The organism is Leucobacter sp. CX87 (assembly GCF_018682295.1).
GTDB lineage: Bacteria > Actinomycetota > Actinomycetes > Actinomycetales > Microbacteriaceae > Cx-87.
In genome coordinates, this window is the sequence record NZ_JAFIRI010000001.1 from 360,439 (window position 1) to 386,662 (window position 26,224).

Here is a 26,224-nt window from a genome sequence, read left to right on the forward strand (position 1 = left end):
CGAGAATGAATCTATGCCCGTCAGACAAGACCAGACCTCAACGATTCGTCCGTGCCGCGGCCCATCGGAGTTCCCCGCACTCCGAGAGATTTGGCGAAGCTCCGTTCGTGCGACGCACGACTTCCTCGACGACGCCGACTTCGCGCGCATCGACGCCGACCTCGTCCCGACCTACCTGCCAGCCGTGACGCTCATCGTCTTGGAGCGCGGCGGGGCGCCGCAGGGGTTCGCCGGGATATCGCCGGGCACCCTCGAAATGCTCTTCGTCGCTGCCGTGGCGAGAGGCTCAGGCGTCGGAACGGCTCTCCTCTCCGAAGCCACGAGTCAGTATGGCGTGACCCGGGTCGACGTGAACGAGCAGAACCTCGGCGCGCTCAACTTCTATCTCGGGCAGGGCTTCGTGCGCTCCGGCCGCAGCGAAGTCGACGGAGACGGACGCCCCTACCCGATCCTGCACCTGAGCAAGGATCCAAAGCCCGGGAGTGCCTCTCTCGCCGAGTAGCTCGAGGCACCACCACTCACACCGGCCCGATCGCCGTTCCGCCGCATTCGAATTGGCGCGCGCCGCGGAGTGGGCCGGGTTCCGAGCTCAATCACTCCCCCGTGCTGCTCGTCAGGCTGGCTCTGTCAGGGTCTACGACGACACACTGCCGCAAGCTGCAACGGGAGAGGTCGGAGTGATTGCGGGAGGAAACACGAAGGCCCCGATCCGCGCAGTGGGCGCGAGCCGGGGCCTTCGTAGAGATCTTGCGTACTAGCCGAGGTCGAGGACCTTGCGGTAGTGCTCTCCCACCGGGGCAAAGCCTCGGTGGTTGTAGAACGAGCCCATGCGGGCGGTGGACGCCGACAGCTGACGCACCCCGCGACCCATGCAGTAATGCTCGTTCGCCTGAATCAGCCGATCGCCGATCCCGTGCCCTCGAGCGGCCTCGTTGACCACGATCTCCTGCAGGTGACCGGCGAGGCCTGACGCGTGCAAGAGACGTGAGACGGTCAGAAGCGAGTAGCCTACGACCTCCTCACCATCAACGGCGACAAACAGCACGTTCGTCTCTTGATCACGGTGGCGCAGCACGTTGTCGAGCGCGACGACAAACTCATCGCGCCCGATCGGCTCGCGCCCCGAGTGATACTGGCGAGCCAGCTCGAAGAGCGCCTTGGCGTCTTCGAGCTGGCCGCGTCGAATTGAGATTCCCATATGCCTAGCGGGCGAAGTGTCCGCGGTAGTACTCGTAGATCCAGCCGACAACCGACACGATCACGAGCGGGAGGGCCAGGAAGGCAAGCCAGAACTGGAACCCGATGGCAATGCCGAGGAACACCAGTGCTGCAGCGAATGCCAGCGAAATCGGCCACCAGCTCCAGGGGCTGAACTCACCGAGCTCAGGGTCCCCGTCGTCGATGTCGGAGTCAACACGGTCCTCAACGAGGTCCCACTTCTCCTTCTTCTGACCGAGCATGAGGTAGCCCGCGATGAAGGCGGTCAGTGCGCCAGAGAGGAAGATCGCCGTGCTGCCTGCCCACTCGGTGTGGCCGGTGGCGAGGATGCTCCAGACCGTGTACACCGCTCCGATGAGGACGAAGTACGCGGTGAGGATCAGAAGGATACCGATATTAGACTTCATGACTCGATCTCCGTTGCCTTACTTCTGACCGGCGAGCGTGTGCTCGCTCTCTTCGTGACCGACCTGCTTGATGCCACTGACCTCGGGGTGGTTGAGGTCGAACGCCGGCGATTCCGTGCGAATGCGCGGGATCGAGGTGAAGTTGTGACGAGGCGGCGGGCAAGACGTTGCCCATTCGAGCGAGCGGCCAAAGCCCCACGGGTCGTTGACCGTGACCTTCGTTCCGTTGCGGTGCGTCAAGTACACATTCAGCAGGAACGGGATCATCGAAGCGCCGAGAATCATCGCACCGACGGTCGAGAGCTGGTTCATCCAGGTCACGTTGTCCTCGGGGAGGTACGTGTAGTAGCGGCGAGGCATCGCAATGACGCCGAGCCAGTGCTGCACGAGGAACGTGGTGTGGAAGCCGACAAACAGCAGCCAGAAGTGAATCGTGCCGAGGCGCTCGTTGAGCATCTTGCCCGTCCACTTCGGCCACCAGAAGTAGAAGCCGGCGAACATTGCGAACACGACCGTGCCGAACACCACGTAGTGGAAGTGCGCCACCACGAAGTACGTGTCGGAGATGTGGAAGTCAAGCACCGGCGAAGCCAGGATGACACCGGTCAAGCCGCCGAATACGAAGGTGACCAGGAATCCGATCGACCAGAGCATCGGGGTTTCGAACGTGAGCGAGCCGCGCCACATCGTTCCCAGCCAGTTGAAGATCTTCACGCCGGTCGGAACCGCGATCAGCATCGTCATCAGCGAGAAGAAGGGCAACAGGACGGATCCGGTGACGTACATGTGGTGTGCCCACACCGTCATCGACAGCGCAGCAATCGAGATCGTTGCGTAGATCAGCGTCTTGTAGCCGAAGATCGGCTTGCGGCTGAACACTGGGAAAATCTCGGACACAATGCCGAAGAACGGCAGCGCGATGATGTAGACCTCGGGGTGTCCGAAGAACCAGAACAAGTGTTGCCACAGGATTGGTCCACCGGTTTCAATGCCGTAGTTATGGGCACCGAAGATTCGGTCCGCAGCCAGAGCGAAGAACGCTGCGGCGAGCACGGGGAACACGAGAATGACGAGGATCGAGGTGACCAGGGTGTTCCAGGTGAACACCGACATACGCCACATGGTCATGCCCGGGGCGCGCATCGTAATGATGGTGGTGATGAAGTTCACGCCACCGAGGATCGTACCGAAACCGCCCAGGCCGAGGCCGAGCACCCAGAGGTTGCCGCCCACACCGGGCGAGAACGTCGCTCCGGACAGCGGGGTGTAGGCGAACCAACCGAAGGAGGCCGCGCCCTGCGGGGTGAGGAAGCCGCCGATCGCAATCAGCGAACCGAAGCTGTAGAGCCAGTAGGCGAACGCGTTCAGTCGCGGGAAGGCGACGTCGGGAGCACCAATCTGCAGCGGCATGATCACGTTCGCGAAGCCCGCAAACAGCGGCGTCGCAAACATCAGCAGCATGATGGTGCCGTGCATGGTGAACAGCTGGTTGTACTGTTCCTTCGTTGCAACGACCTCAAGACCCGGGGCAAACAGCTGCGCCCGGATGATCAGGGCCATGAGGCCACCGATCAGGAAGTAGATGAACGAGCTGATCAGATACATGTATCCGATCACCTTGTGGTCCGTGGAGGTGATCCACGAAACGAGAACGTTACCCTTCTTCATTTCTCTACTATCCCTCGTGGCTTTCAGTCTCCGACACAATGGCGCCGGTCAGGTTCTGGTTGGGGTTCAAGTCCGCGCCCATCTGACCTTCGTTGCCTGCATCGCGGAGGCTCTTGATATAGGCGTCGTACTCGTCCTGCTCAACAACCTTGACTTCGAAGAGCATCATCGAGTGGTACTCGCCACACAGCTCGGCACACTTACCCATGTAGGTGCCGGTCTTCGTCGGCGTGAACGACATGTAGTTCGTCTTACCGGGAACCATGTCCTTCTTGTAGAGGAACTCCACCACCCAGAAGGAGTGAATGACATCGCGCGACTCAAGACGGATCTCGGTGGTCTTGTCTACGGGGAGGTAAAGGACGGGCATGGTGTCGGCCTCAGCCGAACCCGCCTCGTCAGTCTGGACCTGAACACCCGAGAAGAACACATCGTCGTTCACGTAGTTGAAGTCCCAGGCCCAACGCTTGCCGAATACCTCGACGACGTTCTCCGGAGCGGGGTTACGCGCCTCGATCTTCACCTGCTCCTGCACGGTGAAGGCAAAGAAGCCCAACACCAGGATGACGGGGACGACCGTAAAGAAGGTCTCGATCGGCATGTTGTAGCGCAGCTGGACCGGGAGTCCGGTCTGGCCCTTGCGCCGCCGGTAGGCGATTGTTGCCCAGATGATCAGGCTCCAGGTGATCACACCCACCAGGAGCAGCACGATCCATGACGTAACCCAGAGGCCGGTGATGCCATCAGTTAGGTTCGTCACACCCTCAGAGCCGGGGAGGAATCCCCGCTGCTGTTCGGGGGTGCAGCCCGCGAGCACGAGCGCTGCTGAGAGCGCTACAGGTGCCGCGACCCATTTCATTCGACGATTGGAACGCACCGCATACCTTTCGAAACGTATCTTCTTGAGAAATGCCATCAAGAACAAAGCTGATGACTCCCTGATAGCTTAGCGCGAACCCGACAGCCCGCCGGACACTGTCCGGTGTGCCGTCGAATCAACGCAGGACAAAGATTAACTAAAGCTGTCGCCGCAGGCACAGCTGCCCGCAGCGTTGGGGTTGTCGATTGTGAAGCCCTGCTTCTCAATCGTGTCTTCGAAGTCAATGGTGGCGCCGCTGAGATAGGGGACGCTCATGTTGTCTACGATGACCTCGACGTCGTCGAACTCCACGACCGCGTCGTTCTCGAGGTAGCGCTCATCAAAGAAGAGTTGGTAAATCAGGCCTGAGCAGCCACCCGGCTGCACGGCGATTCGCAGGCGGAGATCGTCGCGCCCCTCCTGGTCGAGCAGGCTGCGCACCTTGCTCTTCGCGGCATCGCTCAGCGAGACATTGTGCTCGGCTTGAGTCTGATCGCTCTCGATCGTGTCGGTGCTCATCTGCACTCCCCTCATTCCCGTGCGCGATGGAGATTTCGTCCAGCTGGAACAATTCCACGGTTCGCACACTTCCCATTAATCTTACGCGCCCCTCGCAGATTCCGGGCACGGGACGCGGTACCCTGGACGTTGCGCCGAACTCGCGGCGCGAAATCTCGACGCAAAGGACTTGGTTTGGCGCGCAACACCAGCTCAGCACCGGAGAATGACCGGCCCGAGGAAATCGACCCGGCCGCTGGCAAGGGACGCCCCACGCCGAGCCGCAAAGAGGCAGAGGCAGCGAATCAGCGCCCCCTCGTCGCCGGGCGCGGCGACAAGGCCGCCACGAAGGCGCAGCGCGATCGCCAGCGCACCGAGCGCGAACGCGCACGCGTCGGCATGATGCAGGGCGACGAGCGATACCTCACGCCCAGGGACAAGGGTCCGCAGCGGCGCTACGTGCGCGACTTCGTCGACGCACGCACGACGCTCGGCGAGTTCCTGATCCCGATGATGGGTATCGTGCTCGTCCTCACCTTCATTCCCGATCGCACCGTTCAGCTCATGAGCGTGTTCGTGATCTGGGGCTTCCTCATCGTTGCCGTGCTCGATGCGGTGTTCCTCGGAATGCAGCTGAAGAAGCGCCTGAGCAAGAAGTTTGGCGAAGAGAATCTGCAGCCAGGCTACCGCTGGTACGCGGCAATGCGCGGAATGCAGATGCGCGTACTGCGCATGCCGAAGCCGATGGTCAAGCGCGGGAAGTTCCCCGCGTAAGACAGACTCCGCAGGAAGCAGAGAAGGCCCCGATCCGATTGGATTGGGGCCTTCTCTGCACTCGGGGCAGGATCCTGCCGAAGAGCTATGCGTCGCCGCGCCAGCCGAGGCGCACGAGGCCACGGTTGATAGCCCGCGCCCACAGGGGCCCCTCGTACAGGAATGCGGTGTAGCCCTGCACCAGTGTCGCGCCGGCCTCGAGACGATCACGGACGTCCTCTGGCGTTGTCACGCCACCCACGGCGATGACGCAGAGACTCTGGGGCGCACGCGATCGAATACGTCGCAGCACGGCGAGTGAGCGGTCAGCGAGCGGCTGGCCAGACAGGCCCCCGGCGCCGATGCGTTCGATCTCAGCGGCGGATGCGTGCAGACCTTCGCGCGCGATCGTCGTGTTCGTCGCGATGATTCCGTCGAGACCCAGTTCCACCACGAGATCGACGATGCCGTCGATCTGTTCGTCGTCGAGGTCGGGGGCAATCTTGACGAGCAGCGGCGTGTCGCCGATGGCCGCGCGAACGGCGGAGAGCAGCGGCGAAAGCAGCGCCTCGTCCTGGAGTCCACGCAGCCCGGGCGTGTTGGGTGAGCTCACGTTCACCGCCAGGTAGTCCGCGATCGGCGCAAGCCTGCCGGCGCTCGTCACGTAGTCCCCCACGGCGTCCTCGACGGAGGTCACGCGGCTCTTGCCGATGTTCACGCCGATAATTGGCCGACGGCGCACAAGCCGTGCACGCTCAATACGGGGCGCTGCGGTGGCTGATCCGCCGTTGTTGAAGCCCATCCGGTTGATGACAGCGCGATCCTCTACCAGCCGGAACAGCCGCGGGGCCGGATTTCCGTCCTGTGCGTGAGCCGTGAGCGTACCGACCTCGACGTGCCCGAAGCCAATATCACCGAGTCCGATGATGCCGTCCGCGTTCTTGTCAAACCCTGCTGCGAGGCCGAACGGGCTCGGAAAGACCTGGCCGAGCGCGTGGACGCGCAGCGACCGATCCGGCGCGCAGAAGCGATGCACGAGGCCGCCGAGGCCGAGCTTGGGAGCCGCTTTGATGAACGCGAACGCGAGATGATGCGCACGTTCAGGATCCATCCGGCGAAACACGGTCTGAAACACGATGGGATATACGCGCATGCGCAGCTCACTCTCCGTCTGCGTTGGTGGCGATATCGGCGGCGGCGCCGTGGGCGCTGCGCAGGTCTGCGATGGCGTCCTCAAAATCGGACAGCGATTCGAACGCCTGATAGACGCTCGCGAAGCGCAGGTAGGCGATCTCATCAAGTTCGCGCAACGGCGGCAGGATGGCGAGCCCGATGTCGTTCGCGTCGCACTGCGAGGCTCCCGACAGCCGGATCGACTCTTCGACCTGCTGTGCGAGCAGCGCGAGGTTCGAGTCGGTCACGGGGCGTCCCTGGCAGGCCTTGCGCACGCCGCTCATCACCTTCTCTCGACTGAACGGCTCAACGACGCCGCTGCGCTTAATGACCGTGAGGCTCGCGGTCTCGGTCGTGCTAAATCGACGACCGCACTCGGGGCACTGTCGGCGGCGTCGAATCGACTGACCGTCGTCGGAAGTGCGCGAGTCGATCACCCGAGAGTCGGGGTGACGGCAGAAAGGACAGTGCATAGCGTGAAGCTCCTAGCGGTCTGCGACGGGCGCGAAACGGGCGCTGACCGCTTCGCCGTGCGCGGGCAAGCCTTCGGCGCGGGCGAGCGCGAGCAGCGGCTCGTGCACCTCGCTCAGCGCGGCGCGGTCGTACGAGATGATCTGTTGCGGACGCAGGAAGGTGTGCGCCCCGAGGCCGGACGCGAATCGCGCCGTGCCGCCGGTGGGCAGCACGTGGTTGGATCCTGCGAGGTAGTCGCCCAGGCTCACCGGCGTGTATGACCCGACAAATATCGCGCCGGCGTTGGTGATCTGGGCGAGCAACGCTGCATCATCGGAACTGTGGAGCTCGAGGTGTTCGGGGCCGTAGGCGTCGCTCAATTGCGCGGCCTGGGACATCGAGTCGACCAGGATGACCGCCGACTGCGGGCCGCTCAGGGCCTCGCGCACCCGATCGGCGTGCATCGTCCGCGGGGCGCGTAGCGCGATCTCGCTCAGCACCTCTGCCGCCAGCGCCTCGGAATCGGTCACGAGCACCGATGCGGCTGCCTCGTCGTGCTCAGCCTGACTGATCAAATCGGCAGCGACAAATCCCGCGTTCGCCTGCTCATCGGCGATCACCAGGATCTCGGTCGTCCCCGCCTCGGCGTCGATCCCGACGAGCCCGTTGACCACCCGCTTTGCCGCAGCAACGAAGATATTGCCGGGGCCAGTCACCACGTCGACCGGCACGAGGCCGATCTCGGGCACGCCATGGGCGAAGGCTGCGATCGCGCCTGCGCCCCCGATGGCGTAGACCTCCGTGACTCCGAGTAGCCCCGCAGCCGCGAGGATCGTCGGGTGGACTCCCCCGCTTTCGCGCTGGGCCGGCGAGGCAATGGCGAGGCTTGCGACCCCCGCGACCTGCGCCGAGACCGCGTTCATCACCACGCTCGAGGGGTACACGGCCTTGCCGCCGGGCACGTACAGCCCGACGCGTCCCACGGGCTGCCAGCGCTGGGTGATGGTCGCTCCATCGCCAAAGGTCGTCACCTGGGTCGCGGGGACCTGAGCGGCTGAGGCGCGGCGCAGTCGGGCAATCAGCTGCTCGAGGGCGTCCCGCACCGCAGGATCGCACTCGAGGAGTGCACGCTCGATGTCGGCCGCGGGCACGCGCAACGCGTGACCCTCGACGCCGTCAAAGTTCTTGGCCTGCTCGCGCAGGGCCGCTTCACCACGCGCCGCAACATCGGCGATCAGCGGGCGAACGGTATCGACCGCTGACTCGATATCGATCGCAGCGCGAGGGACGAGTCGCAAAAGTTCGGCCGGATCCGGATCCGTGCCTCGGAGATCAATCGTTCGCATCATGACCTTCCTATTCTAGTTCGACGGGACTGCGGAATCATGCGCGTCGGGGGTTCCCCCTGACGCCGCCGACGCCGGAACGAGCATGCCGTACCAGATGAGCTCACGGAGGCCCGCATGCAAGGCATCGCGCAGGGCGATCGGATCGGCATCCAGGAGTCCCGTCAGCGCGGTGCCGATCTCGTCGACCGTCAGGCCCCCATCGCACGCGCCGACCGCGGCGGCCAGCACGGTATCAGCGTGAACGCGCCGCGCGATGCCCTCGTCACTCGCCAGCACAATCGACATCGGGTGTTCTGCGCCAGGCTCGTACACGCGCTCCTCGCGCACGGACGCATCCCGCTCGAGCACGAGTTCCCCAAACGCGACCGAGTCGACCGGGTCGACGGCGCAGTTCGTGGCGAACACCGATGACCAGCGATCGCCGAGGCGGTCTTGGCCGCCAATCGCCCCGTCGGCTCGCTCCGCACGGCGCGGGGCCGGCTGAGGATCGCCCGGAAGTCCGCGCCGGAACCCAATCAGGCCGAGTCCGATCGCCACCACGCGGCGTGCGGCAAAGTCCGCCAGCCATGCCGCCACGAGGCCGTCAAACGCCTCGGTGCCGGGGCGTGCGCCCCCGTCGCGGGCCCAGAGCTCGGCGTAGCCCTCCGGCCGTTGACGGTCTCGTTCAATGACCCAGGCCGCGTCCACGGGACGCGATCCCGGCGCCTCTTCGATCCAAGAGAGCACCCGCGCAAGCCCATCGGCACCCCAACGCACCTCCCAGTTCCCGAGGCACTGCAGCGTGCCACCCGGCTCGAGGTGGTCGGGCGCCGCCTGCAACACCTGTGCAATGAGATCGTCGCCAGATCGTCCGCCGTCGCGATACTCGTAGTCAGGCACGGAACCGTCGCGCGGGGTGATGACGAAGGGCGGGTTGCTGAGAATGAGGTCGAAGCGCTCCCCAGCAACCGGCGCGAAGAGGTCGCCGCGGCGGAAATCAATGCCGCTCACCGCGTTGATCCTCGCGTTCGCCTGCGCGAACTCGAGCGCACGCGCCGAGATGTCGATGGCCACTACTCGACGCGCACGGGCCGCAAGGTGCAGGGCAATCACCCCGCACCCGGTCCCCAGGTCGAGCGCCGAGTCCACCGTGCCCGGCGCCGCGAAGCCGAGCAGGGATCGAGTCGCCCCGCCCACCCCCATGACATGGTCGGTCCGAGCGGGGCCGCGCCGAATGTGGTCGTCGAGATCAGAGAGCAGCCACCAGTCAGTTCCTTCTTCTGGAAGCCCGGGCCCGATGGCGTGAAATGGTGAGAGCGCGAGTGCGGCACGTAATCCGACGTCATCAGAGGTGACGAGACCCAGTGCCGTCGCGCCTACCGCACCGAGCGTGGGGAACGCCAATGAGAACGCCGTCTCAGTGACCGGGTCGCCGACCAGGAAAAGCTGCACCAGCGTGCGCAGCGCGGCACCGGTCGAGGCCAAACCCGCAGCATTCGACTCGCCCAAAGGCTGATTTCCCGCCTCGGCACGGGCTGCAAAACCGTGCAGCGCGATCCTGGCAGGCGCGCGCACACCACGCAGCCGTGCAGCATCAGCGGCCTCGCCAAGCAGGGTGCGCACCGTGGCCTCGGTGTACTCGGCACGTGAAAGGTCGGTTCGCAGCTGGTCAAGCAACACAGGATCCATCCCATAAGCGTAGAACCCTGGGAGCGCGGCGCCCACCTGAATTGGTGCGGCGCGCCCTGCTGCGCGAGAATGTCCTCATGCCAAAACTCGCACTCACGATTGCAGGCTCGGAAGCCACCGGCGGCGCCGGCGCGCAGGCGGACCTCAAGACCTTCCAAGCACGCGGCGTCTACGGGATCGCCGCACTCACGTGCATCGTCTCGTTCAACCCATCCAACAACTGGTCGCACCGATTCGTTCCGGTCGACGCGAATGTCATCGATGACCAGCTCGACGCGATCACCGGCGCCTACGGGCCCGAGGCGCTCGACACCGTCAAGATCGGAATGCTGGGCACGCCGGCGACAATCACGACGGTCGCGAAGGCGCTGTCGGCTCGTCCGTTCACGAACGTCGTGCTCGACCCCGTGCTGATCTGCAAGGGCCAGGAGCCGGGGGCGGCGCTGGACACCGACAACGCACTGAAGGCCGAGATCCTTCCCCTCGCGACCGTCGTGACCCCGAATCACTTTGAGTCGCTGTCGCTCTCGGGAATGGACGCGATCGACACCGAGGACGACCTGATCGAGGCCGCGAAGCGCATCCACGAGCGCTACGGCGTCACGGTCATCGCCAAGGGTGGCGTCCGGATCGCCGGCCCCGAGGCCGTCGACGTCTACTTCGACGGCGTGAGCCTCGAGGTCCTGCGCGCGCCCAAGGTCGGCGAGGTCGCCGTGAGCGGCGCCGGTTGCTCGCTGGCCGCGGCCATCGCAGCCGAGATTGCCAAGGGCGCAACCACGCTGGAGGCGGCGCGCACCGCGAAAGCATTCGTGACCGAGGCGATCACGCTCCGCGTGGCCTCGAACGCGCCGTTTGACGCGGTGTGGCAGGGCGACTAGTCGAGCTGTATCTTGCACCGGGCGGGCGCCGTGGGGAATTTCCCGCGGCGCCCGCCCGGTCTGTGTCAGGATCCTGCCGACCCTGACCCGCCGATCGACCAGGGCCGCGCGCGTGCCGCCCGCCTTTCGGGGATCGGAGCCTCACCCCTCCGTTCACCGGGGCTGCCGGACGACACTTATCCACAATTCGCCACGCAGGGACGCGGTCCCGTTCGTCCCCGGATAGCCTCGAGAGGACGAACCGAACGGAGCAGCCATGGCACCCCCAACGATCCCAGAGCCGATCAGGACCGACTGGGCGAACGGCGACCCCCTGCTCACGCGTTACTACGACACCGAGTGGGGCATGCCCGTGACCGACGAGCAGGGGCTCTTTGAACGGGTCTCGCTCGAGGCGTTCCAGGCGGGGCTCTCGTGGCTCACGATCCTGCGCAAGCGGGAGGCGTTCCGGGCGGCCTTTCACGACTTCGATCCCGACCGCGTCGCCGCCTACGGGGAGAAAGATATTGAGCGGCTGCTCGCCAACGCGGCGATTGTCAGGAACGTCGCGAAAATTCAGGCAACCGTAACGAACGCCCGGGCGGTCCTCGCGCTCCGCGAGTCGGGCGGTCTCGCGAGCCTCATCTGGGCGCATCAGCCAAAGACCACTCCTCGTCCCGAACACCCCTCGGAAGTGCCGACACGCTCTGCGGAGTCCGAGGCGCTCGCCGCGGACCTCAAAGCGCACGGCTTCACGTTCATCGGCCCCACCACCGCGCACGCGCTCATGGAGGCAGTGGGTGTCGTCGACACGCATATCCTGGCGAGTCACCGCCGTGGATGCTCGGGACTCTGGAATCCTGACGGCAGCAGAAAGCAGAAACCCGCGCACTGACCGAGGCCAGTGCGCGGGTTCGCGCCCGAGCGAAGTGTCCTAGGCAGTAGCGGTGAAACCCGAGACGTCGCCCACGTACCGGGTGTTGTCGGCCGGAACAGCGTCAACGGCAGCTTGCGCGACCTCTGCGGCGAACTCTGACACGTTGTACAGGCGGCCCGCGGCTTCCTTACGGTCGGAGATCGCGCCGGGGTTCAGGCGCTCAAGCAGGGTCGCCGTAATCGTTCCCTCGATCATGTCGCCCGACACCACGACGAACTCTACGCCGCGCTCGGCCAGCTCAGGGATGCGCGCCCGGAGCGCGTCTTCGCCGGCGCGCTTGCTCTCTGCGACCGGCACATACTCCGGCATCGTCGGTGTCGTGCGGATGAAGTGGGCCTGGTGGCTCGTGACGAACACGACTCGCGCGCCCTCGCTCAGCAGCGGCAGTGCCTGGTCGAGCACGTTCAGCTGCGCGTCGCGGTTCAGCTTGAGCGCGTAGTCCTCCGCCATGCCGCCTTCCATGCCGCCGGAGGCGTTCAGCACCAGAACGTCAAGACCGCCCAGCTGTTCTTGAATGTCAGCCATCATCTCAGCAACCGACTCCGGGCTCGTGAGGTCTGCCGCCTCAACGAGGACGCGCCCGCCATGCGCGCTCAGCTCAGTCGCAAGCTTCTCCGCACGTGCCGCCTTGTTGCGGTAGTTGATCACGACGTCCGCGCCGGCCTCGGCAAAGTAGCGCACCGTGTCGGCGCCAATTCCGCGCGAGGAGCCGGTAACCAGGGCACGGCGGCCAGCAAGCGCGTTCGGGGCGAGGGGGTTAGTCACGAGTGTCTCCTTCGAGGCGAAAATGAGGCGGCGCCGGAAGGCGCGGGTAATTCGATGATTCCAGCGTACTGGAGGTCATATCCCTGAACCCGCGCAATCCAATTGGGGACTATCCCCAGCGGGGTCAGCGTTGTACTCTGCAAGCAATGGGGAAGGACGCAACATGGCAGACAGAACCTTACGCGGAGCACGAATCGGCTCGACCAGCCTGCAGGGCGACCAAAACGTCGAGCTCGCTCCCCGTCAAACCGTGCAGTACCTGACCGAGAGTGGCCGCACGTTCCGCGTCATGTTTGACGCGGACGCCGAGCCGCCGGTCGAGTGGACCGATCAGCGCAGTGGCGAGATCGGCTTTCTCGATGACGAAGCCGGCAGGGCGGCCCGAGCGGAGTTCGAGGTGCGTGGCGCCCCGGGTAGAACGCCCTGGGACATGCTGCTCGAGCGTCGCAGCGTGGAGGAACTCGAAGAACTCCTTGAGGAGCGGCTTACGCTGATGCGCGCTCGTCGCGGGACCGAAAAGTCCAGCTAGCTAGCGACAACAGCACGCCGGCGGCACCGAGCGAGAGCCACAGCGCAGCAGCCGAGGCGCCCCACAGGATCGCGGGTGTCTCGCCGCTGAAGGTCGGAATGTCCGCGACCATAACCCCGGCCGTGTAGGGCTCGATCGCGTCAATGGCGCGGCCATCCGGACCGATCATCTCGCTGATCCCGACCGTCGAGATGTTCACCACCACCCGGCCGGTTTCCATGGCACGCAGACGAGCAATCTCGAGTTGCTGCGCGTTCTCGTCGGTGCGGCCAAAATCAGCGTTGTTCGTCTGCGCGAGGATCACTTCCGCCCCGTCGTCGATCATCGCGACCGCCTGCTCGTCAAAGATAATGTCGAAACAGATCGCGATGCCCGCGAGGAGCGGATCCCGCCCCACACCTGGCACAGAGATCGGCATCGCCGCGGGCAGCGTCCCAGGCAGGTAGTCGAGCTGCACCAGGTCGACGAGGTCGGGGGCGAGCGCGCGATAGAACTCGCGGTGCGGCATGTACTCGGCAAACGGCACCGGGTAGCGCTTGTCGTATCGCGCGGCCACCCCCGCCTCGGGCTGCCACACCAGCGAGGAGTTGGTGTACGTGTCCGGTTCGTCAGCCGGAAGAATTGAGCCCAGCACGATGGGGGCGTTGGCGCGCCTCGCGAGACCATCAACGAGTCCCCGAGCGTACGCGCTGCCCGGCAGGTTGAACTCCGCGCTGTTCTCCGGCCAAACGATGAGTTCCGGCGGATCGCCGGCGGTGCCCGCCTCGACCGCGTCAAGGTACTCGGCCGTGGTCTGCACGTGGTCGCGCAGCACGTCACCCGACTCTCGATCGTCGAAAATTCCCGCGTCGGAGTTGCCCTGCACCGCGGCAATACGGACAGTTCCGGTCTGTTGTGTCGGCGCGACCGGCACCAACGACAGCAGGATCAGCCCGACGATCGAGAAACCTGCCGCTCGCGCCGTGCGACGCCCCGAGCGCGGCAACCGCGCGAACCAGACGGCCGCGGGCACCGCGCAGGCTGCTGCAATCAGTCCGCTGAGGCCCGCGAAGCCGACCCAGGATACGAGCTCGGCGAGGGGCCCCTGCGACTGGGTGTGGGCGAGGCGCCCCCACGCGAAGCCCCCATACGGCCAACTCGACTGAGCGAGTTCGCGGGCCGTCCAGATCCCGGCTGCGGCAAGCACCTGCGCCGACAAGATGACGCCGATAGGAAGCGGTAACCGAGCGAGTCCCCGCGTCACGGGCCCGATGACTGCCCCCATGGCGGCGAACCAGAGCGTCATGAGCGTTCCGAGCGCGAGCCACGGGATCGGGCCGAGATAGAGCGTCAGCCAGGAGATCTGGGGAAACCAGAAGGCGGCGCCGGCAATCGCGCCGATGGCGAGACCACCCCACGGGAGCTGTTTCCACAGTGCACACAGAATGAGGGTGGCGCCGAGCAGACCCGCGGGCCACCACGCGATGCCGGGAGAGGCCACGTCGAGCAGGAAGCCGCCGAGCGCCGCGGCGCCGGCCGCCTGCCACCAGCGGAGTCCGCGCTCTGGATCCCGGCCCTGTTGCGGTTCTCGAGGGGTATGCATTAGCTGGTACTCGACGCCTCGACAATGCCGCGCCGCACGAGCAATTTCGCATCGCGGGCGAGCGCGGCCATAGGTGAGGCCGCATCGACGCTCAGCGATGCCTGGGCGATCTGATCGAGCAGGTCGATGGTTTGCTTGCTCCACCGGACAAAGTCTCCGACCCCCAGGTCCGAGCGCTCGAGTGTCGTGGCGAGGCTGTCTCCCTTTGCCCAGCCATGCATCGCGAGCGCCAGGCCAGCGTGCGGAAGCTGTGTGCGGGGCAGCCGGTGGCGCTCTTCGAGGTCGTCGAGCTCAGCCCAGATCGTCAGGGTCTGCGCAAACGCTTCGCGGAACGATCCGCGAGGCAGCTCCGGGTCAGCGTTCTCGTCATCTCTGCGCGGCTCGTACGTCAGCGCGCAACTGAGCGCGGCCAGGCCCGCCGCATCGATCCCGTTCCAGGAGGCGCGACGAAGGCACTCTGCGACCAGCAGGTCACGCTCGCCGTACACTCGCCGCAGCACGGCACCCCAGGGCTCGACTGTAATGGACTCAGACTCCCCCGACGCGGTGACGGCACGGCTGAGGTAGCCGCGTTCGAGCAGGAGGTCGACCACACGGTCGAAGGTCCGCGCGATCGTCCCGGTGCGCGACCGAATCTCGCGTACCTGTTGCTCGGTCGTCCGCTTGAGTCCGAACCAGCGCCCAGCCCAGCGCTCGTGGGCACGAAGATCGGGACAAGAGGCGCAGGGGTGCTGCTGGAGCTGTCGGCGCAACTGGGACACCCGCTCGCGCCGATCAGACCCGCTTCCGCGACGTCCACCCGCGCCCCTGACTGCGGTTTCTCCGCGCTCGATCGACTCGAGATCGCGCCGCAGTTTCGCGTACTCCAGGAAGTCACCGAGCTCGCAGTGCATCGAGGACTCGTACCCGGCCAGCGATTCTTCTGCGGCCCGCACCTGGCGGGCAATATCGACAACCGAGCGGTCTGCTTGGAACTGGGCGAACGATTGTTCGAGCAAGCTGCGCGCGGCGGTGATCCCGACACGATCGAGCAGGTTCACCGACATGTTGTAGGTCGGGCGAAAGCTCGACTTCATCGGGGTACTGCGTTTGGAGGCGAGGTGCGCCAATGCCTCGGGATCCACCGCGTCGCTCCACACCACGACGGCGTGGCCTTCGGTGTCGATGCCGCGACGGCCGGCCCGGCCGGTGAGTTGCGTGTATTCACCAGTCGTGAGCGGCGCACGCCGCTCACCGTTGAACTTCTCGAGCTGTTCGATGACGACCGAGCGCGCAGGCATGTTGATCCCGAGCGCGAGGGTCTCCGTCGCAAACACCGCCTTGACGAGGCGCCGCTGGAACAGCGTCTCCACGACACTCTTGAACACCGGGATCAGCCCCGCGTGGTGTGCCGCGATACCCCGCTCTAGTCCGGACAGCCACTCGTGGTAACCGAGCACCGCGAGATCTTCGTCCGAGAGCTCAGCGACCGCGGCCTGGGCGACGTCACGAATCTCGTCGCGTTCCTCGCGAGTCGTGAGGCGAATCCCTTCATAGAGCGCCTGCCGAACCGCCTGATCGCAACCGTTGCGGCTGAAGATAAAGACAATCGCGGGCGTCAGCTCGGTCTCGTCCAGCGCACGCACAATGTCGGCACGCGAGATTCGCCCGGTTGAGTGCCGCTGAGGCGCGTGTCCACGCTGCCTGCCGCCCCGCCCGCGCCGGCCACGATCGTCGAAGCCGCCTCTTCCGCCTCGCTCAGAGGAGCCACCGTGCCCGCCCAGCCGGATCACCTCAGGGTTCAGCCGGCCGTGCGTGCTGAGCTCACCCTCACGGTCGACGATGAGCGGAAGCAGCGCTCGCTTGGTGAGCACGTGCTGGTAGAGCGGGACGGGGCGATGTTCGGACACGATGACGTCGGTATCGCCACGAATCGCATGCATCCAGTCACCGAACTCCTCGGCGTTTGACACGGTCGCCGAGAGCGACACAAGCCGCACGTGGCACGGCAGATGCAAGATGATCTCTTCCCACACGGCACCGCGGAAACGGTCCCCCAGGAAGTGCACCTCGTCGAGAATGACGAAGGCGAGGTCGGCGAGTGCCGTGGAATCCGCGTAGATCATGTTGCGGAGGACCTCGGTCGTCATCACGACAATGGGTGCGTCACCACGAATGTTCACGTCGCCCGTGAGTAGCCCCACCTGGTCCTCGCCGTATTCCTGAGCAAGCTCGTGGAACTTCTGGTTCGAGAGCGCCTTGATCGGCGCCGTGTAAAACACCCGAGCATCTCGCTCGCGCCGGGCGAGGGCCACCGAGAACTCGGCAATCGCCGTCTTGCCAGCCCCGGTGGGGGCGGCAACGAGCACGCTACGCCCCTCTTCCAGGGACTCGCATGCGGCGCGCTGGAACGCGTCGAGGGGAAACCGGATCCGTGCTTCGTATGCGGCAAGCGCCGGGTGTTCGACGGGGTCCGGCTCGCTGTCCGTCACGGAGTCAGTCACGCGTTCGCCTCGGAAGCCGGCGAGTCGCTGTCCAGGTCGTACTCGGCGAACTCGGCGGCACGTCGCTTGGCCAGTCGACTGTCGTGAATCCAGGCGATGCCGCCCGCGAGGAAATACAGGACGATCATGGGGCCAGCCAGCAAGAACATGCTCATCACGTCGGCCGCAGGGGTGGTGATTGCCGCAAACAAAGTGATGCACAGGATCGCGATGCGCCAACCCTGAAAAATGGCCTTCGCGCTGAGAATGCCCACGAAGTTCAGCAGCACGATGAACACCGGAATGACGAACCCGACACCGACCGCCAGGAGGAGTTTGGTCGAGAAATCGAGGTAGCCGCGGGCGCTCAGCAGCAACGCATCCTCGTCCGACCCAAAGCTCGTCAGCACGCGGACGATATTGGGAATGATGCTCCACCCCACGTAGGCCCCGAACAGGAAGAGCGGAAGCGCCGAACCCAGGAACGCGACCCCCCAACGCTTCTCCTTGCCGCTCAGGCCCGGGGAGAGGAACGCCCAGATCTGGTAGAGCCACACCGGGCTCGCGAGGAAGACGGCGATGAACATGGAGATCTTCAACTTGAGATCAAACGCACCGGTGACGTCGTCGTAATTGATCTGCGCGTTACGCCCGCGCTCCTCCGCGATAATCTCGATCGGCTGGCGCAGCATGTCCCACACCCAGTCCGAGAGGAACCAGCCAGCCACCATCGCCAGCACAATGGCGATGGCAGAGATCATCAGCCGCTTGCGTAACTCGACGAGATGCTCGCCGAGGCTCATGCGCCCCTCTTTGCTGCGAGGCGCCTTCTGCTCGCGCGCCACTATGCGAAGCGCCCGGATGACACGGCGTGAAAATCACCGAAGATACGGGGCATGAGGGTGCGGTTCCTTTCGCAGCGATTTGATGGCAAGTCTATCTCACCGGGCTCGGGATCCCCGGATGCGCAGCGGCTCAATAGTCGTACTGTGCGAGCGCTTGCTCGGCCCACGACTCCACCGCCGCACGCGCCGCTGCGGGCGCCTCGACAATCACGTCTCCCGGTGCCGTCGCTGCGATGCGCGCCGCCGTGTCCACGTGCGCGAGCTCCACCTGCACCCGGACCCAACTCTCGTCGATTGCCCGGTCAGAGCTGCCGTCGAGTGGCTCGTCGGCGCCCGCGGCAATCACCTCGGCACCATACCCAGCGAGGCTCGGGAGCGCGCGCTCACGGACGCAAAGCGTCACCGTTGTCCCCGACCAGACAGAGGCACTTGGCGACTCGTCGGCCTGCCCCGGCGTGGCTCGACGGAGTGACCGTTCCGGCAGCGCATGCGCGTGCGACATACGGTCCAGCCGAAACGAGCGTTCTTCGCCGCGGTCGAGGCAATACCCGCGAAGGTACCAATACACCCCGCGCTGCTGCAACAGCAGCGGCTCAACCGAGCGGGCGGTCTCTCCCCCACGCGCGTCGCGATAGGCAAAACTGACCCGCATGCCAGCCGCAATGGCGCCGGCGAGTACCGCTACTTGGGGGTCAGTGGACTCGTCAGAGACCGAGATCACCGCATGTTCACCCCCGGACTCGCCGCCCAGCTTGAGCGCCGCACTGCGCGCCGCGGCGCCGTCGTCCGGAGGAAGCATGGGGGCAAGCACGTGCAATCCCGCAAGCAGCACGGCGACCTCTGACGCGGCGAATCGAGGGGTATCGTCAATCGCGACCAAGCGCACCAGACTCAACACGTCGTCATGCTCAAGCGCGTGCCAATCAATGTCAAACAGGTCCTCATGCTGATACGTCTGCGTCTCCCCCGGCACGCCGGCGGTGCCCAGAAATTCCGCGAGCGCGCGCAGCACTTTCGGTTCGACATCAAACGTTTCAGCCAGCTCGAGAATCGGCGTCGGTCCGCGATCCTGCAGGTAGGCGACCAGCGACAGGAGCAAGATGACGCGGTTCGGCGCCGTCAGATTAGCGCGCATCGCGACCTCCTTTGGCCTGAGTAACCACTGGTGAGGGCGCGTGAGCTGCGCCAATCTTCTGCAGGCGAGCGATGACGGCGCCGCGCAGCTCGTCCGGGCCGACGACCGCCGCATCTGCGCCGTAGCTGGTGACTTCGTCCGCGAGGACGTGCGGGTCGAGCATGCCAACGGTGAGACGCATCCAGCCCGCCGCTGCCGGGTGTGCCGTCGTCGCGCGCGGCGTGAGGCGCGCGGCTGCCTGCGAACCCACGCGCACATCAATCCCCGCGATGCGCTCCCGCAGGAGACGCTCGATGTCCGAGACGACCGCCTCGACACCCGCAAACCGTGTGCGATCGAACTCTTCTCGCTCGAGCCGGACAGCGCCCTCGATCCGGGAAAGCAGGAACACGCGATCGTCGGAGCGCTCGAGGTCCCATGCGATGAGGTGCCACCGGCCGTCAGCGCGATGCAAGCGGAGCGGCGCAACGCGCCTGGCGAGCGGCTCCGGATGTTCGGGGTGGTGGTAGGCAAAGCTCACCACACGTGTCTCGTCGATCGCGCGTTGCAGCTCAGGCGCCGCGGGCTCCGGGATCCCGATCCGTGGGGCGACCCCCAGGTGCTGCACGTCGAGCGCCGCACCGAGCGCCTCGAGTTTCATTGTCGCGCGCCTCGCCTCCGCAGATAGGCTGCCGTCGCGCCAAGCAAGGGCGGCCAGACGCAACATCGTGAGTTCCGAGGCGGTGAAGCGCAGCGATTCCGGAATCTGTAGGCGTTCCTTGGAGATCCGGTACCGCAGGAGCTGGTTATTTCCCGGCTCCTCGGGAGAGTCGAGCGTTTCGAGCGGAATGCCCAATCGTCGCAGCTCGCCCTTGTCGCGCTCAAATTTCCGCTCGAGCGCGGCGGTGTCGCCGCCGGTGGAGAAGTCGTCGGCGTAGCCGTGCACGCTACTCAGCAACTCGCGCTTCGTCGCGCCGATCGGACTCGAAACCAGCGCCAAGATCAGGCTGAACACCCGCTGTTCAGCGGGCACCGGCGGCCGCTTGTGACCGCCCGCCTGTCTCGTCTCTGAGCCCGCCACGCGTGCGCTATCCGACGGAAAGAATGTCGACGACGCTCACCTGAGCGCCACCCTCGCCGGGGGTCATCACCACAATCTGCGACCCCACGGTCTTCCCGGTGAGTTGGTCGCGGAACGTCGCCCCAGGGGTCTCTTCGTTGCCGAGAGACTTCGGCCCCGACTCCCAGGTGTTCTCCACGACGTCACGGTTCCAGGTGACGGTGAGCACCTGAGCAATCACGACATCCTCCGCGCGTATCTTTGTGCCGTCACCCACGATGCGGGCGGCCGACTTGACCTTGGTGGGCTCAGCGCCGGGAGGAATAACGATTCCGGGGCGGTGGTTCTCGTCGACCGCAATTCCGGGGAACCCGGAGGGAAGCGAGCGCACCTTGCCATCGGCCGCCAGACCGGCGACGCCCTGTACGTCTGCCACCGCCACGATCGGGGTGCCCGGCATGACGCCGTAGCCCTGTGCGAACGCAACGCTGTCCTTCGGCGAGAGCGCGACGACGACACGATCGCCTGCGGCAGCGCACCGGAACGCGGTCGTGAACGACGAAATTTCGGTATCGGCGACGTCCTGCACGATGTACCCGCCGGTGTCCGATCCGAAGCCGGGGGTTGCGAACACCTGCTCGCCGCTCAGTCCGTCGAAGAAGGCAAAATTGACGGTGACGAGGTCGCCCTCGGTCACTACCCGATCGCGGTTCTCTGCCTGCTGCACCAGGGTGCGCTGGGACACAGTCGGAACCGCGTCCTTCGGGATGCTCACCTGGGGCGGTGTGCCAGCCTCGCCCAACACCACGACGCTGTCGCTGACTGGGCCCGACTCGAGCACTGGGGCACACGACGCAGCGGTCCCCGCCTGGCTGCAGGCGGACAGGCCGCCTGCGAGTACCAGGGCTACAGCGGTGACAAGGGGGGCGGTGCGAACGCGCATGGGGTCCTTCCGGCACGGATTGGGGAGCGACGTCATCCTATCGAAAGAACGACGGGGAAAAATCAGCGCTCGGGCTGGTCGGTCAGCTCAGCGGCCTCAGACGCAGCGTCGGCGGTTCCCTCGCGCGCGCGGTCTGCGAGCAACTGCGCGGTGCGCACCTTCTTGCGGAGCACCTTGTCGCTCTTCACGAGCTCGCCGACCAGGTCGGGCGTCCACGCCGCGACGTCCTCGTCCGAGAAGTCTGACTTCGACGCACGGCGCTTCAGCTGCGGGAGTTCGGTCCCCGGTGCGAGGCGACGCGCGGTGATGAGGAAGCCGGTGTGGGCGACCATCCGGTGATCGGGGCGCACCGCGAGACCCTCGACGTGCCAGCCGCGCACCATCGTCTCGGACGACTTCGGGTGCGTGAACAGCCCTGAGCGGCGCAGCTCTTCGGCGACGCGCGACAGCTGGGTGACGGTGGCAACGTAGCAAATGATCACGCCGCCCGGCTTCAGCGCGTCCGCGGCAACGTCGACGCACTCCCAGGGGGCGAGCATGTCCAGCACGACTCGGTCTACCGTCCCTACGGGGAACTTTTCCGGAAGGACGTCCTGCAAATCGCCCACCGTGACCGACCAGTTCTCGGGATCGCGACCGAGGTAGCCCGCGACGTTCGCGCGGGCAATGTCCGCGAACTCGTCGCGGCGCTCGAACGAGGCGAGCTCGCCCGTCGCGCCGACCGCGCGCAACAGGTGCAGCGAGAGCGACCCTGAGCCGACGCCGGCCTCGACGACGCGAGCCCCGGGGAAGATGTCGGCGAGCGACAGGATCTGCGCGGCGTCCTTTGGGTAGACGATTGCCGCGCCACGCGGCATCGACATCACGAAGTCGGCAAGCAGGGGGCGCAGCGCCAGATACTGCTCCCCAGTGCTGTTCGCGACAACCGAGGCGTCCGGCAGGCCGACGATGTCCGCGTGCTTGAGCACGCCGCGGTGGCTGTGGAACTCGCCGCCCGTGATCAAGGTGGTCGTGTTCATCTTGCCCTTGGGGCCGGTGAGCTGCACGCGATCGCCGTAGCGGAATGGGCCGCTCAGCGCAGGGGTTGCAGGGTCAATGTGGTGGGTTGCCTCGGTCATGTAAGCAGCGCCGCCCTTTCGGTTTCGGTCGTAACGGTGGTGGGCCGCAGGCGCCCAAAGAGTGCGGACACTCCCCCGGCGTCGAGGCCCGAAAGCGTGGGAATCAGCGCGTGCGCCGGAGCGTCCGCGAGATCTACGAGGTTGGGAATCCCGACGGCGACCGCGCCCGAGGCACTCGCCGAACGCAGTCCGGTGACCGAGTCCTCAAACGCGAGACAATCCTCGATCGAAACGCCCAAGCGGCGTGCCGCGGTCAGGTACGCCTCGGGGTGCGGCTTTTCTTCGCTCACCTCGTCGCCTCCGACGATGAACTGGAAGGATCCTGCCGGAAGCAAATCAACGACCTGCCGCGCGAGCGAACGAATGGACATCGTCACGAGCGCACAGGGCACCCCGGCCGCTGCAAGGTCGGCGAGCAACTCGCGCGCGCCCGGGCGCCAGTCGACCTCGCCGGCGGCCATGCGCGCCGCAACAACGGCGCACAATTCCGCGACAATCTCGTCGGCCGACAGGTCGACTCCGCGGCTGCGCATCAACTCGGCGCAGTCCCAGAGGCCCGTGCCCACGAGCGACAGCTCCTCTTCCGGGGTCAGCGAGGCACCGAAGCGCGCAAGGAGCGCGTGCTCCGCGTCGACCCAGAGTGGCTCCGAGTCGATCAGCGTGCCGTCCATGTCCCAGAGCACGGCGGCGGGGGTCTCTGCAGTCATCCTGACAAGCTTACCGGGCGCACGCGCCTAGACTGGCCGGGAAAGGAGTCGCCCTGAACGAGCAGAAGAAGCACACTGAGGGCCGCGTGTTGATCGCGGCCTTTGAAGGTTGGAGCGACGCCGGGGCGGCGACCAGCACGGCGTTGGAGTACCTCGGCGATCTCATCGATGCCGAGATGATCCACACCATCGGTTCCGAAGGGTACGTCGACTACCAGGTGCATCGCCCCAAGGTGATGATTGAAGATGACGGCACCCGCACGATCGATTGGCCCGACACGCGGCTCTACGCGACCGTGCAGCGGCCGGGCGCCGAGGTACCGCCGGGCGCGGCCGGCGCGGACGCGGTGTCCGCTGCGCCGACCGCCGTCCCCGGGGAACTCACGGCTACGGTAGACGAGGCGGGAAAGAAGCCGGACCGCATTACGCGCCTCGACGGCACGATCGTCAACGATCTCTTCCTCCTCGCCGGGGTCGAACCCGCCCGAAACTGGCAGGCCTACGCGGACGAGCTCCTCGAGCTAGTCGATACCTGGGGCATCACCACGGTGATCTTCCTCGGATCATTCTTCTCGGATGCCCCGCACACGCGGCCCATCGTGACGAGCCTGTCGAGCGAGAGCTCGGCCGCCCGTGCCCGGTTCGACGCGAGCCGCGGCGACTACGAGGGGCCCGCAGGCATCACCACGATCGTCGAGATGGCGCTGCACGGCGCCGGCATCGAGACCATCGCGCTCTGGGCGCAGGTGCCCCACTACGTGCACAGCATGCCGTCACCGAAGGCAACCCTCGCGCTGCTCGACAAGCTCGAGGAACTGCTCGACGCAGTCATTCCCCGCGGCGACCTGCTCGACCAGGCCACCCAGTGGGAGCGCAATATCGACCAGGTCGCCTCCGTCGACGACGAGATGCAGCGCTACATCCGCCGGCTCGAGGCTGCCCGCGACACCGTCGAGGCGCCCGAGGCGACCGGCGACGCGATCGCGTACGAGTTCGAGAAATTCCTCAGGATCGACCCGGATCAGGCGACCACCGACGACTCGGGTCAGCAGTCGCCGGAGCCGCCCGCCGACGAGACACCGGCGGGCTAACGGCGCGCTACTCCGATTCGTTCGGGCGCAGCGCCACGCCCAACAGTGCCTGCACCGCGTCAGCGAGCAGCTCAGGGTCGTCGACACCGCGGTCCCACGCCTCATCGAGGGTCGCGAGCATCACTGGAGTGTCGAGGTCGTTTGCCATCGCTGCACGCAGTCGCTCGACGATCGCCACGGCCACCATCGGCTGCCCGGACCCGGCAAATTCTGCGGAATCGCCGAACTGTGCGGCCTCAGCGCGCGGCCGAGTCAGCCCGTCGCGCCAGGCGGTGAGACGCCGGCTGGCGACGTCGATGTCCGCGTCTTCCCACTCCCACTCCTCGCGATAGTGGTGCGCGAGCAACCCCAGGCGGACGGCCGACGGGTCGAATCCGGCGTCGAGGACCTTGTGCACGAAGACGAGGTTCCCTCGCGACTTGGACATCTTGTGCCCCTGGTATCCCACGAGGCCGGCGTGGGCGTAAATGTGTGCCAACGGCGTACCTGAGAGCGCGGTCGCGTGCGCCGCAGTGAACTCGTGGTGCGGGAAGACCAGGTCGTGGCCGCCGCCTTGCACAGTGAAGGCGTTCCCGAGGGCCTGGACGGCGATCGCCGCGCACTCAATGTGCCATCCCGGACGTCCAAGACCGAGGACGGTCCCCCAGCTCGGCTCGCCCTCGCGGGCGGCCCGCCAGAGCAGCGGGTCGAGCGGGTCGCGCTTGCCCGCGCGGTCGGGGTCGCCGCCGCGCTCGGCGCTCAGTAGCTCCATCACCGATCGGTCGTACGGGGCCACGTCGCCGAGGCGCCACTGCGTGTCCGCCTCGGCGCGAACGGTGTCGAAGTAGATGTCGTCGCCCGCGGCGTCGGCCGTCGGGACCGCGTACGCCAAACCGCGCTCGCGCAGATCCTGCACGGCCTGCGCGATGGGCTCAATCGCCTCGGTCACGGCGACGTAGTGCTCGGGAGGGATCATGCCCAGCCGAAACATGTCCGAGCGGAAGAGGGCGATCTGCCCGTCGGCGAGCTCGCGCCAGTCGACGCCCGTGTCGCTCGCGCGTTCGAGCAGCGGGTCGTCGACATCGGTGATGTTCTGCGCGTAGACGGTCTCGATCCCGGCGTCGCGCCAGGCGCGCAGCATGAGGTCGAACGCCAGGTAGGTGAAGGCATGGCCGAGGTGCGTCGCGTCGTACGGCGTGATGCCGCAGACGTACAGCGTGGCACGGTCCTCGTGGATCGGCGGGTGCTCGAGGCGACCCGTCGCCGTGTTGAACAGGCGAAGCGCGGGCGCCTTTCCAGGCAGCTCGGGGATGACCGGCGGGGTCCAGGTTCTCACAGGTGTGCTCCACTCTCTGGCGAGATGACGCCGGTTGCCAGCAGGACCAAGAGGACGCCGCCCAGCATGACGCGGTAGACCACGAACGGCATGAAGCTGCCCCGCGAGATGTACCGCATGAATAGCCCGATCACGACGATCGCGACGAGGAAGGCGATGACGGTTGCGAGCAGGGTGGGCATGAGCGCCACCGAGGTCGGGTCGCCGAACGACTTCACGAGTTTGTAGCCACCCGAGCCGAACACTGCCGGAATCGCGAGCAGGAAGGAGTATCTGGCCGCGGCTTCGCGGGAATACCCCATCAACAGGCCGGCGGTGATCGTGCCGCCCGACCGCGAGACCCCGGGAATCAGCGCCATCGCCTGCGCGAAGCCATAGATCAGGCCGTGCGGCGCGGTCATCCCATCGAGCTCGCGGACCTTCTTGCCGATCCGGTCGGCGACGCCGAGCAGCACGCCGAACACGATGAGCGCGATCGCCACGAACCAGAGTGAGCGGAGGGTCGATCCGATTGCGTCCTCGAACAGGAGGCCCAGCACGACGATCGGAACGCTGCCCAGGATAATCCACCAACCGAGACGCGCGTCCGGGTCGCTCCGCCGCACGCGGCCGGTCAGCGATCCCCACCAACGCCCGATGATGCGCACGATGTCGCGCCAGAAGAAGACCACGACAGCGGCCTCGGTTCCGAGCTGCGTGATGGCGGTGAACGCAGCGCCCGGATCACCCGCGCCCGGCAGCAGCTCTCCGGCGAGCCGGAGGTGCGCGCTTGATGAGATCGGCAGGAACTCGGTGAGCCCCTGCACGATTCCCAGAATGATCGCCTCGAAGATTCCCATGCTGTCTGCGCCGT

General features: G+C 66.1%; 26 protein-coding genes. 6 read left to right on the forward strand and 20 right to left on the reverse strand.

What is annotated here, in order from left to right; all coding sequences use genetic code 11:
• Positions 1-13 precede the first annotated feature (13 nt).
• Positions 14-502 carry a GNAT family N-acetyltransferase gene (locus KOE53_RS01730; RefSeq protein ID WP_188057149.1) on the forward strand — a complete coding sequence of 163 codons (489 nt, stop codon included), beginning with the start codon at positions 14-16 and terminating at the stop codon, positions 500-502.
• A 252-nt stretch (positions 503-754) separates the two neighbouring features.
• Here KOE53_RS01730 and KOE53_RS01735 read toward each other — a convergent pair whose 3' ends face one another.
• The 5 genes from KOE53_RS01735 to erpA form a co-directional block, all read right to left on the reverse strand.
• Positions 755-1,198, reverse strand: a complete 444-nt coding sequence (locus tag KOE53_RS01735) for a GNAT family N-acetyltransferase (RefSeq protein WP_188046525.1) — start codon at positions 1,196-1,198, stop codon at positions 755-757.
• Between the two features lie 4 nt (positions 1,199-1,202).
• A complete protein-coding gene (locus tag KOE53_RS01740; RefSeq protein ID WP_188046526.1) occupies positions 1,203-1,625 on the reverse strand; it encodes a cytochrome c oxidase subunit 4 in 423 nt (140 codons plus the stop codon).
• A gap of 18 nt (positions 1,626-1,643) precedes the next feature.
• Positions 1,644-3,293: an aa3-type cytochrome oxidase subunit I gene (gene ctaD / locus KOE53_RS01745; protein WP_188046527.1), complete on the reverse strand. Its 1,650-nt coding sequence runs from the start codon at positions 3,291-3,293 to the stop codon at positions 1,644-1,646.
• A 7-nt stretch (positions 3,294-3,300) separates the two neighbouring features.
• Positions 3,301-4,152, reverse strand: a complete 852-nt coding sequence (gene ctaC / locus KOE53_RS01750; RefSeq protein ID WP_188046528.1) for an aa3-type cytochrome oxidase subunit II — start codon at positions 4,150-4,152, stop codon at positions 3,301-3,303.
• 153 nt (positions 4,153-4,305) lie between these two features.
• Complete coding sequence (gene erpA, locus KOE53_RS01755; protein ID WP_188046529.1) at positions 4,306-4,671, reverse strand: iron-sulfur cluster insertion protein ErpA; 366 nt, start codon at positions 4,669-4,671, stop codon at positions 4,306-4,308.
• 174 nt (positions 4,672-4,845) lie between these two features.
• Here erpA and KOE53_RS01760 point away from each other — a divergent pair, with 174 nt between their 5' ends.
• Positions 4,846-5,424, forward strand: a complete 579-nt coding sequence (locus tag KOE53_RS01760) for a DUF3043 domain-containing protein (RefSeq protein ID WP_188046530.1) — start codon at positions 4,846-4,848, stop codon at positions 5,422-5,424.
• Between the two features lie 85 nt (positions 5,425-5,509).
• On the opposite strand, the gene KOE53_RS01765 is transcribed toward KOE53_RS01760, so the two are convergent.
• Genes KOE53_RS01765 through KOE53_RS01780 form a run of 4 tightly spaced genes read right to left on the reverse strand, consistent with a single transcriptional unit; the run spans position 5,510 to position 10,046 of the window.
• On the reverse strand, positions 5,510-6,556 hold the full coding sequence (locus KOE53_RS01765) for a quinone-dependent dihydroorotate dehydrogenase (RefSeq protein ID WP_188057150.1): 1,047 nt from the start codon (positions 6,554-6,556) through the stop codon (positions 5,510-5,512).
• A gap of 7 nt (positions 6,557-6,563) precedes the next feature.
• Positions 6,564-7,049, reverse strand: a complete 486-nt coding sequence (gene nrdR / locus KOE53_RS01770) for a transcriptional regulator NrdR (protein WP_188046532.1) — start codon at positions 7,047-7,049, stop codon at positions 6,564-6,566.
• A 12-nt stretch (positions 7,050-7,061) separates the two neighbouring features.
• Positions 7,062-8,378 (reverse strand): histidinol dehydrogenase, encoded by a 1,317-nt coding sequence (gene hisD, locus KOE53_RS01775; RefSeq protein ID WP_188057151.1) that lies wholly within the window; start codon positions 8,376-8,378, stop codon positions 7,062-7,064.
• A gap of 12 nt (positions 8,379-8,390) precedes the next feature.
• Positions 8,391-10,046, reverse strand: a complete 1,656-nt coding sequence (locus KOE53_RS01780) for a class I SAM-dependent methyltransferase (protein ID WP_188057152.1) — start codon at positions 10,044-10,046, stop codon at positions 8,391-8,393.
• A gap of 77 nt (positions 10,047-10,123) precedes the next feature.
• On the opposite strand from KOE53_RS01780, the gene KOE53_RS01785 reads away from it, so the two are divergent.
• Positions 10,124-10,924, forward strand: coding sequence for a hydroxymethylpyrimidine/phosphomethylpyrimidine kinase (locus KOE53_RS01785; protein ID WP_188046535.1), 801 nt, complete (start codon positions 10,124-10,126; stop codon positions 10,922-10,924).
• Positions 10,925-11,180: 256 nt separating this feature from the next.
• Positions 11,181-11,798 carry a DNA-3-methyladenine glycosylase I gene (locus KOE53_RS01790; RefSeq protein ID WP_188057153.1) on the forward strand — a complete coding sequence of 206 codons (618 nt, stop codon included), beginning with the start codon at positions 11,181-11,183 and terminating at the stop codon, positions 11,796-11,798.
• A 39-nt stretch (positions 11,799-11,837) separates the two neighbouring features.
• Here KOE53_RS01790 and KOE53_RS01795 read toward each other — a convergent pair whose 3' ends face one another.
• On the reverse strand, positions 11,838-12,605 hold the full coding sequence (locus KOE53_RS01795) for an SDR family oxidoreductase (protein WP_188046537.1): 768 nt from the start codon (positions 12,603-12,605) through the stop codon (positions 11,838-11,840).
• A gap of 163 nt (positions 12,606-12,768) precedes the next feature.
• Here KOE53_RS01795 and KOE53_RS01800 point away from each other — a divergent pair, with 163 nt between their 5' ends.
• Positions 12,769-13,134, forward strand: a complete 366-nt coding sequence (locus KOE53_RS01800) for an RNA polymerase-binding protein RbpA (protein ID WP_188046538.1) — start codon at positions 12,769-12,771, stop codon at positions 13,132-13,134.
• On the opposite strand, the gene lnt is transcribed toward KOE53_RS01800, so the two are convergent.
• The 8 genes from lnt to KOE53_RS01840 form a co-directional block, all read right to left on the reverse strand.
• Positions 13,091-14,716, reverse strand: a complete 1,626-nt coding sequence (gene lnt / locus KOE53_RS01805; RefSeq protein WP_188057154.1) for an apolipoprotein N-acyltransferase — start codon at positions 14,714-14,716, stop codon at positions 13,091-13,093. The two genes, KOE53_RS01800 and lnt, sit on opposite strands and share 44 nt — an antisense overlap.
• Entirely contained in the window at positions 14,716-17,199 is a 2,484-nt protein-coding gene (locus KOE53_RS01810; protein WP_188057155.1) for a DEAD/DEAH box helicase, read from the reverse strand. The genes lnt and KOE53_RS01810 overlap by 1 nt, the downstream gene beginning before the upstream one ends.
• Positions 17,196-17,981 carry a twin-arginine translocase subunit TatC gene (gene tatC / locus KOE53_RS01815; protein ID WP_188046541.1) on the reverse strand — a complete coding sequence of 262 codons (786 nt, stop codon included), beginning with the start codon at positions 17,979-17,981 and terminating at the stop codon, positions 17,196-17,198. Before tatC ends, KOE53_RS01810 begins: the two co-directional genes overlap by 4 nt.
• Positions 17,982-18,153: 172 nt before the next feature.
• The gene (locus tag KOE53_RS01820) at positions 18,154-19,158 is read right to left on the reverse strand and encodes a helix-turn-helix transcriptional regulator (protein WP_188057156.1); all 1,005 of its coding nucleotides are present in this window, start codon (positions 19,156-19,158) and stop codon (positions 18,154-18,156) included.
• On the reverse strand, positions 19,148-20,170 hold the full coding sequence (locus tag KOE53_RS01825; RefSeq protein WP_188057157.1) for a helix-turn-helix transcriptional regulator: 1,023 nt from the start codon (positions 20,168-20,170) through the stop codon (positions 19,148-19,150). Before KOE53_RS01825 ends, KOE53_RS01820 begins: the two co-directional genes overlap by 11 nt.
• A gap of 55 nt (positions 20,171-20,225) precedes the next feature.
• Positions 20,226-21,140 carry a peptidylprolyl isomerase gene (locus KOE53_RS01830; protein ID WP_188057158.1) on the reverse strand — a complete coding sequence of 305 codons (915 nt, stop codon included), beginning with the start codon at positions 21,138-21,140 and terminating at the stop codon, positions 20,226-20,228.
• A 62-nt stretch (positions 21,141-21,202) separates the two neighbouring features.
• Complete coding sequence (locus KOE53_RS01835) at positions 21,203-22,258, reverse strand: tRNA (adenine-N1)-methyltransferase (protein ID WP_188057159.1); 1,056 nt, start codon at positions 22,256-22,258, stop codon at positions 21,203-21,205.
• Positions 22,255-22,965 (reverse strand): HAD family hydrolase, encoded by a 711-nt coding sequence (locus tag KOE53_RS01840; protein WP_188057160.1) that lies wholly within the window; start codon positions 22,963-22,965, stop codon positions 22,255-22,257. The genes KOE53_RS01835 and KOE53_RS01840 overlap by 4 nt, the downstream gene beginning before the upstream one ends.
• Positions 22,966-23,051: 86 nt before the next feature.
• Between KOE53_RS01840 and KOE53_RS01845 the strand changes: the two genes are divergently transcribed.
• Positions 23,052-24,056 carry a PAC2 family protein gene (locus KOE53_RS01845; RefSeq protein ID WP_353055553.1) on the forward strand — a complete coding sequence of 335 codons (1,005 nt, stop codon included), beginning with the start codon at positions 23,052-23,054 and terminating at the stop codon, positions 24,054-24,056.
• 7 nt (positions 24,057-24,063) lie between these two features.
• On the opposite strand, the gene mshC is transcribed toward KOE53_RS01845, so the two are convergent.
• Together mshC and KOE53_RS01855 are read right to left on the reverse strand one after the other, a co-directional pair.
• Entirely contained in the window at positions 24,064-25,371 is a 1,308-nt protein-coding gene (gene mshC, locus KOE53_RS01850) for a cysteine--1-D-myo-inosityl 2-amino-2-deoxy-alpha-D-glucopyranoside ligase (protein WP_188057161.1), read from the reverse strand.
• Positions 25,368-26,210: an undecaprenyl-diphosphate phosphatase gene (locus tag KOE53_RS01855; RefSeq protein ID WP_188057162.1), complete on the reverse strand. Its 843-nt coding sequence runs from the start codon at positions 26,208-26,210 to the stop codon at positions 25,368-25,370. The genes mshC and KOE53_RS01855 overlap by 4 nt, the downstream gene beginning before the upstream one ends.
• Between the last annotated feature and the right edge of the window lie 14 nt (positions 26,211-26,224).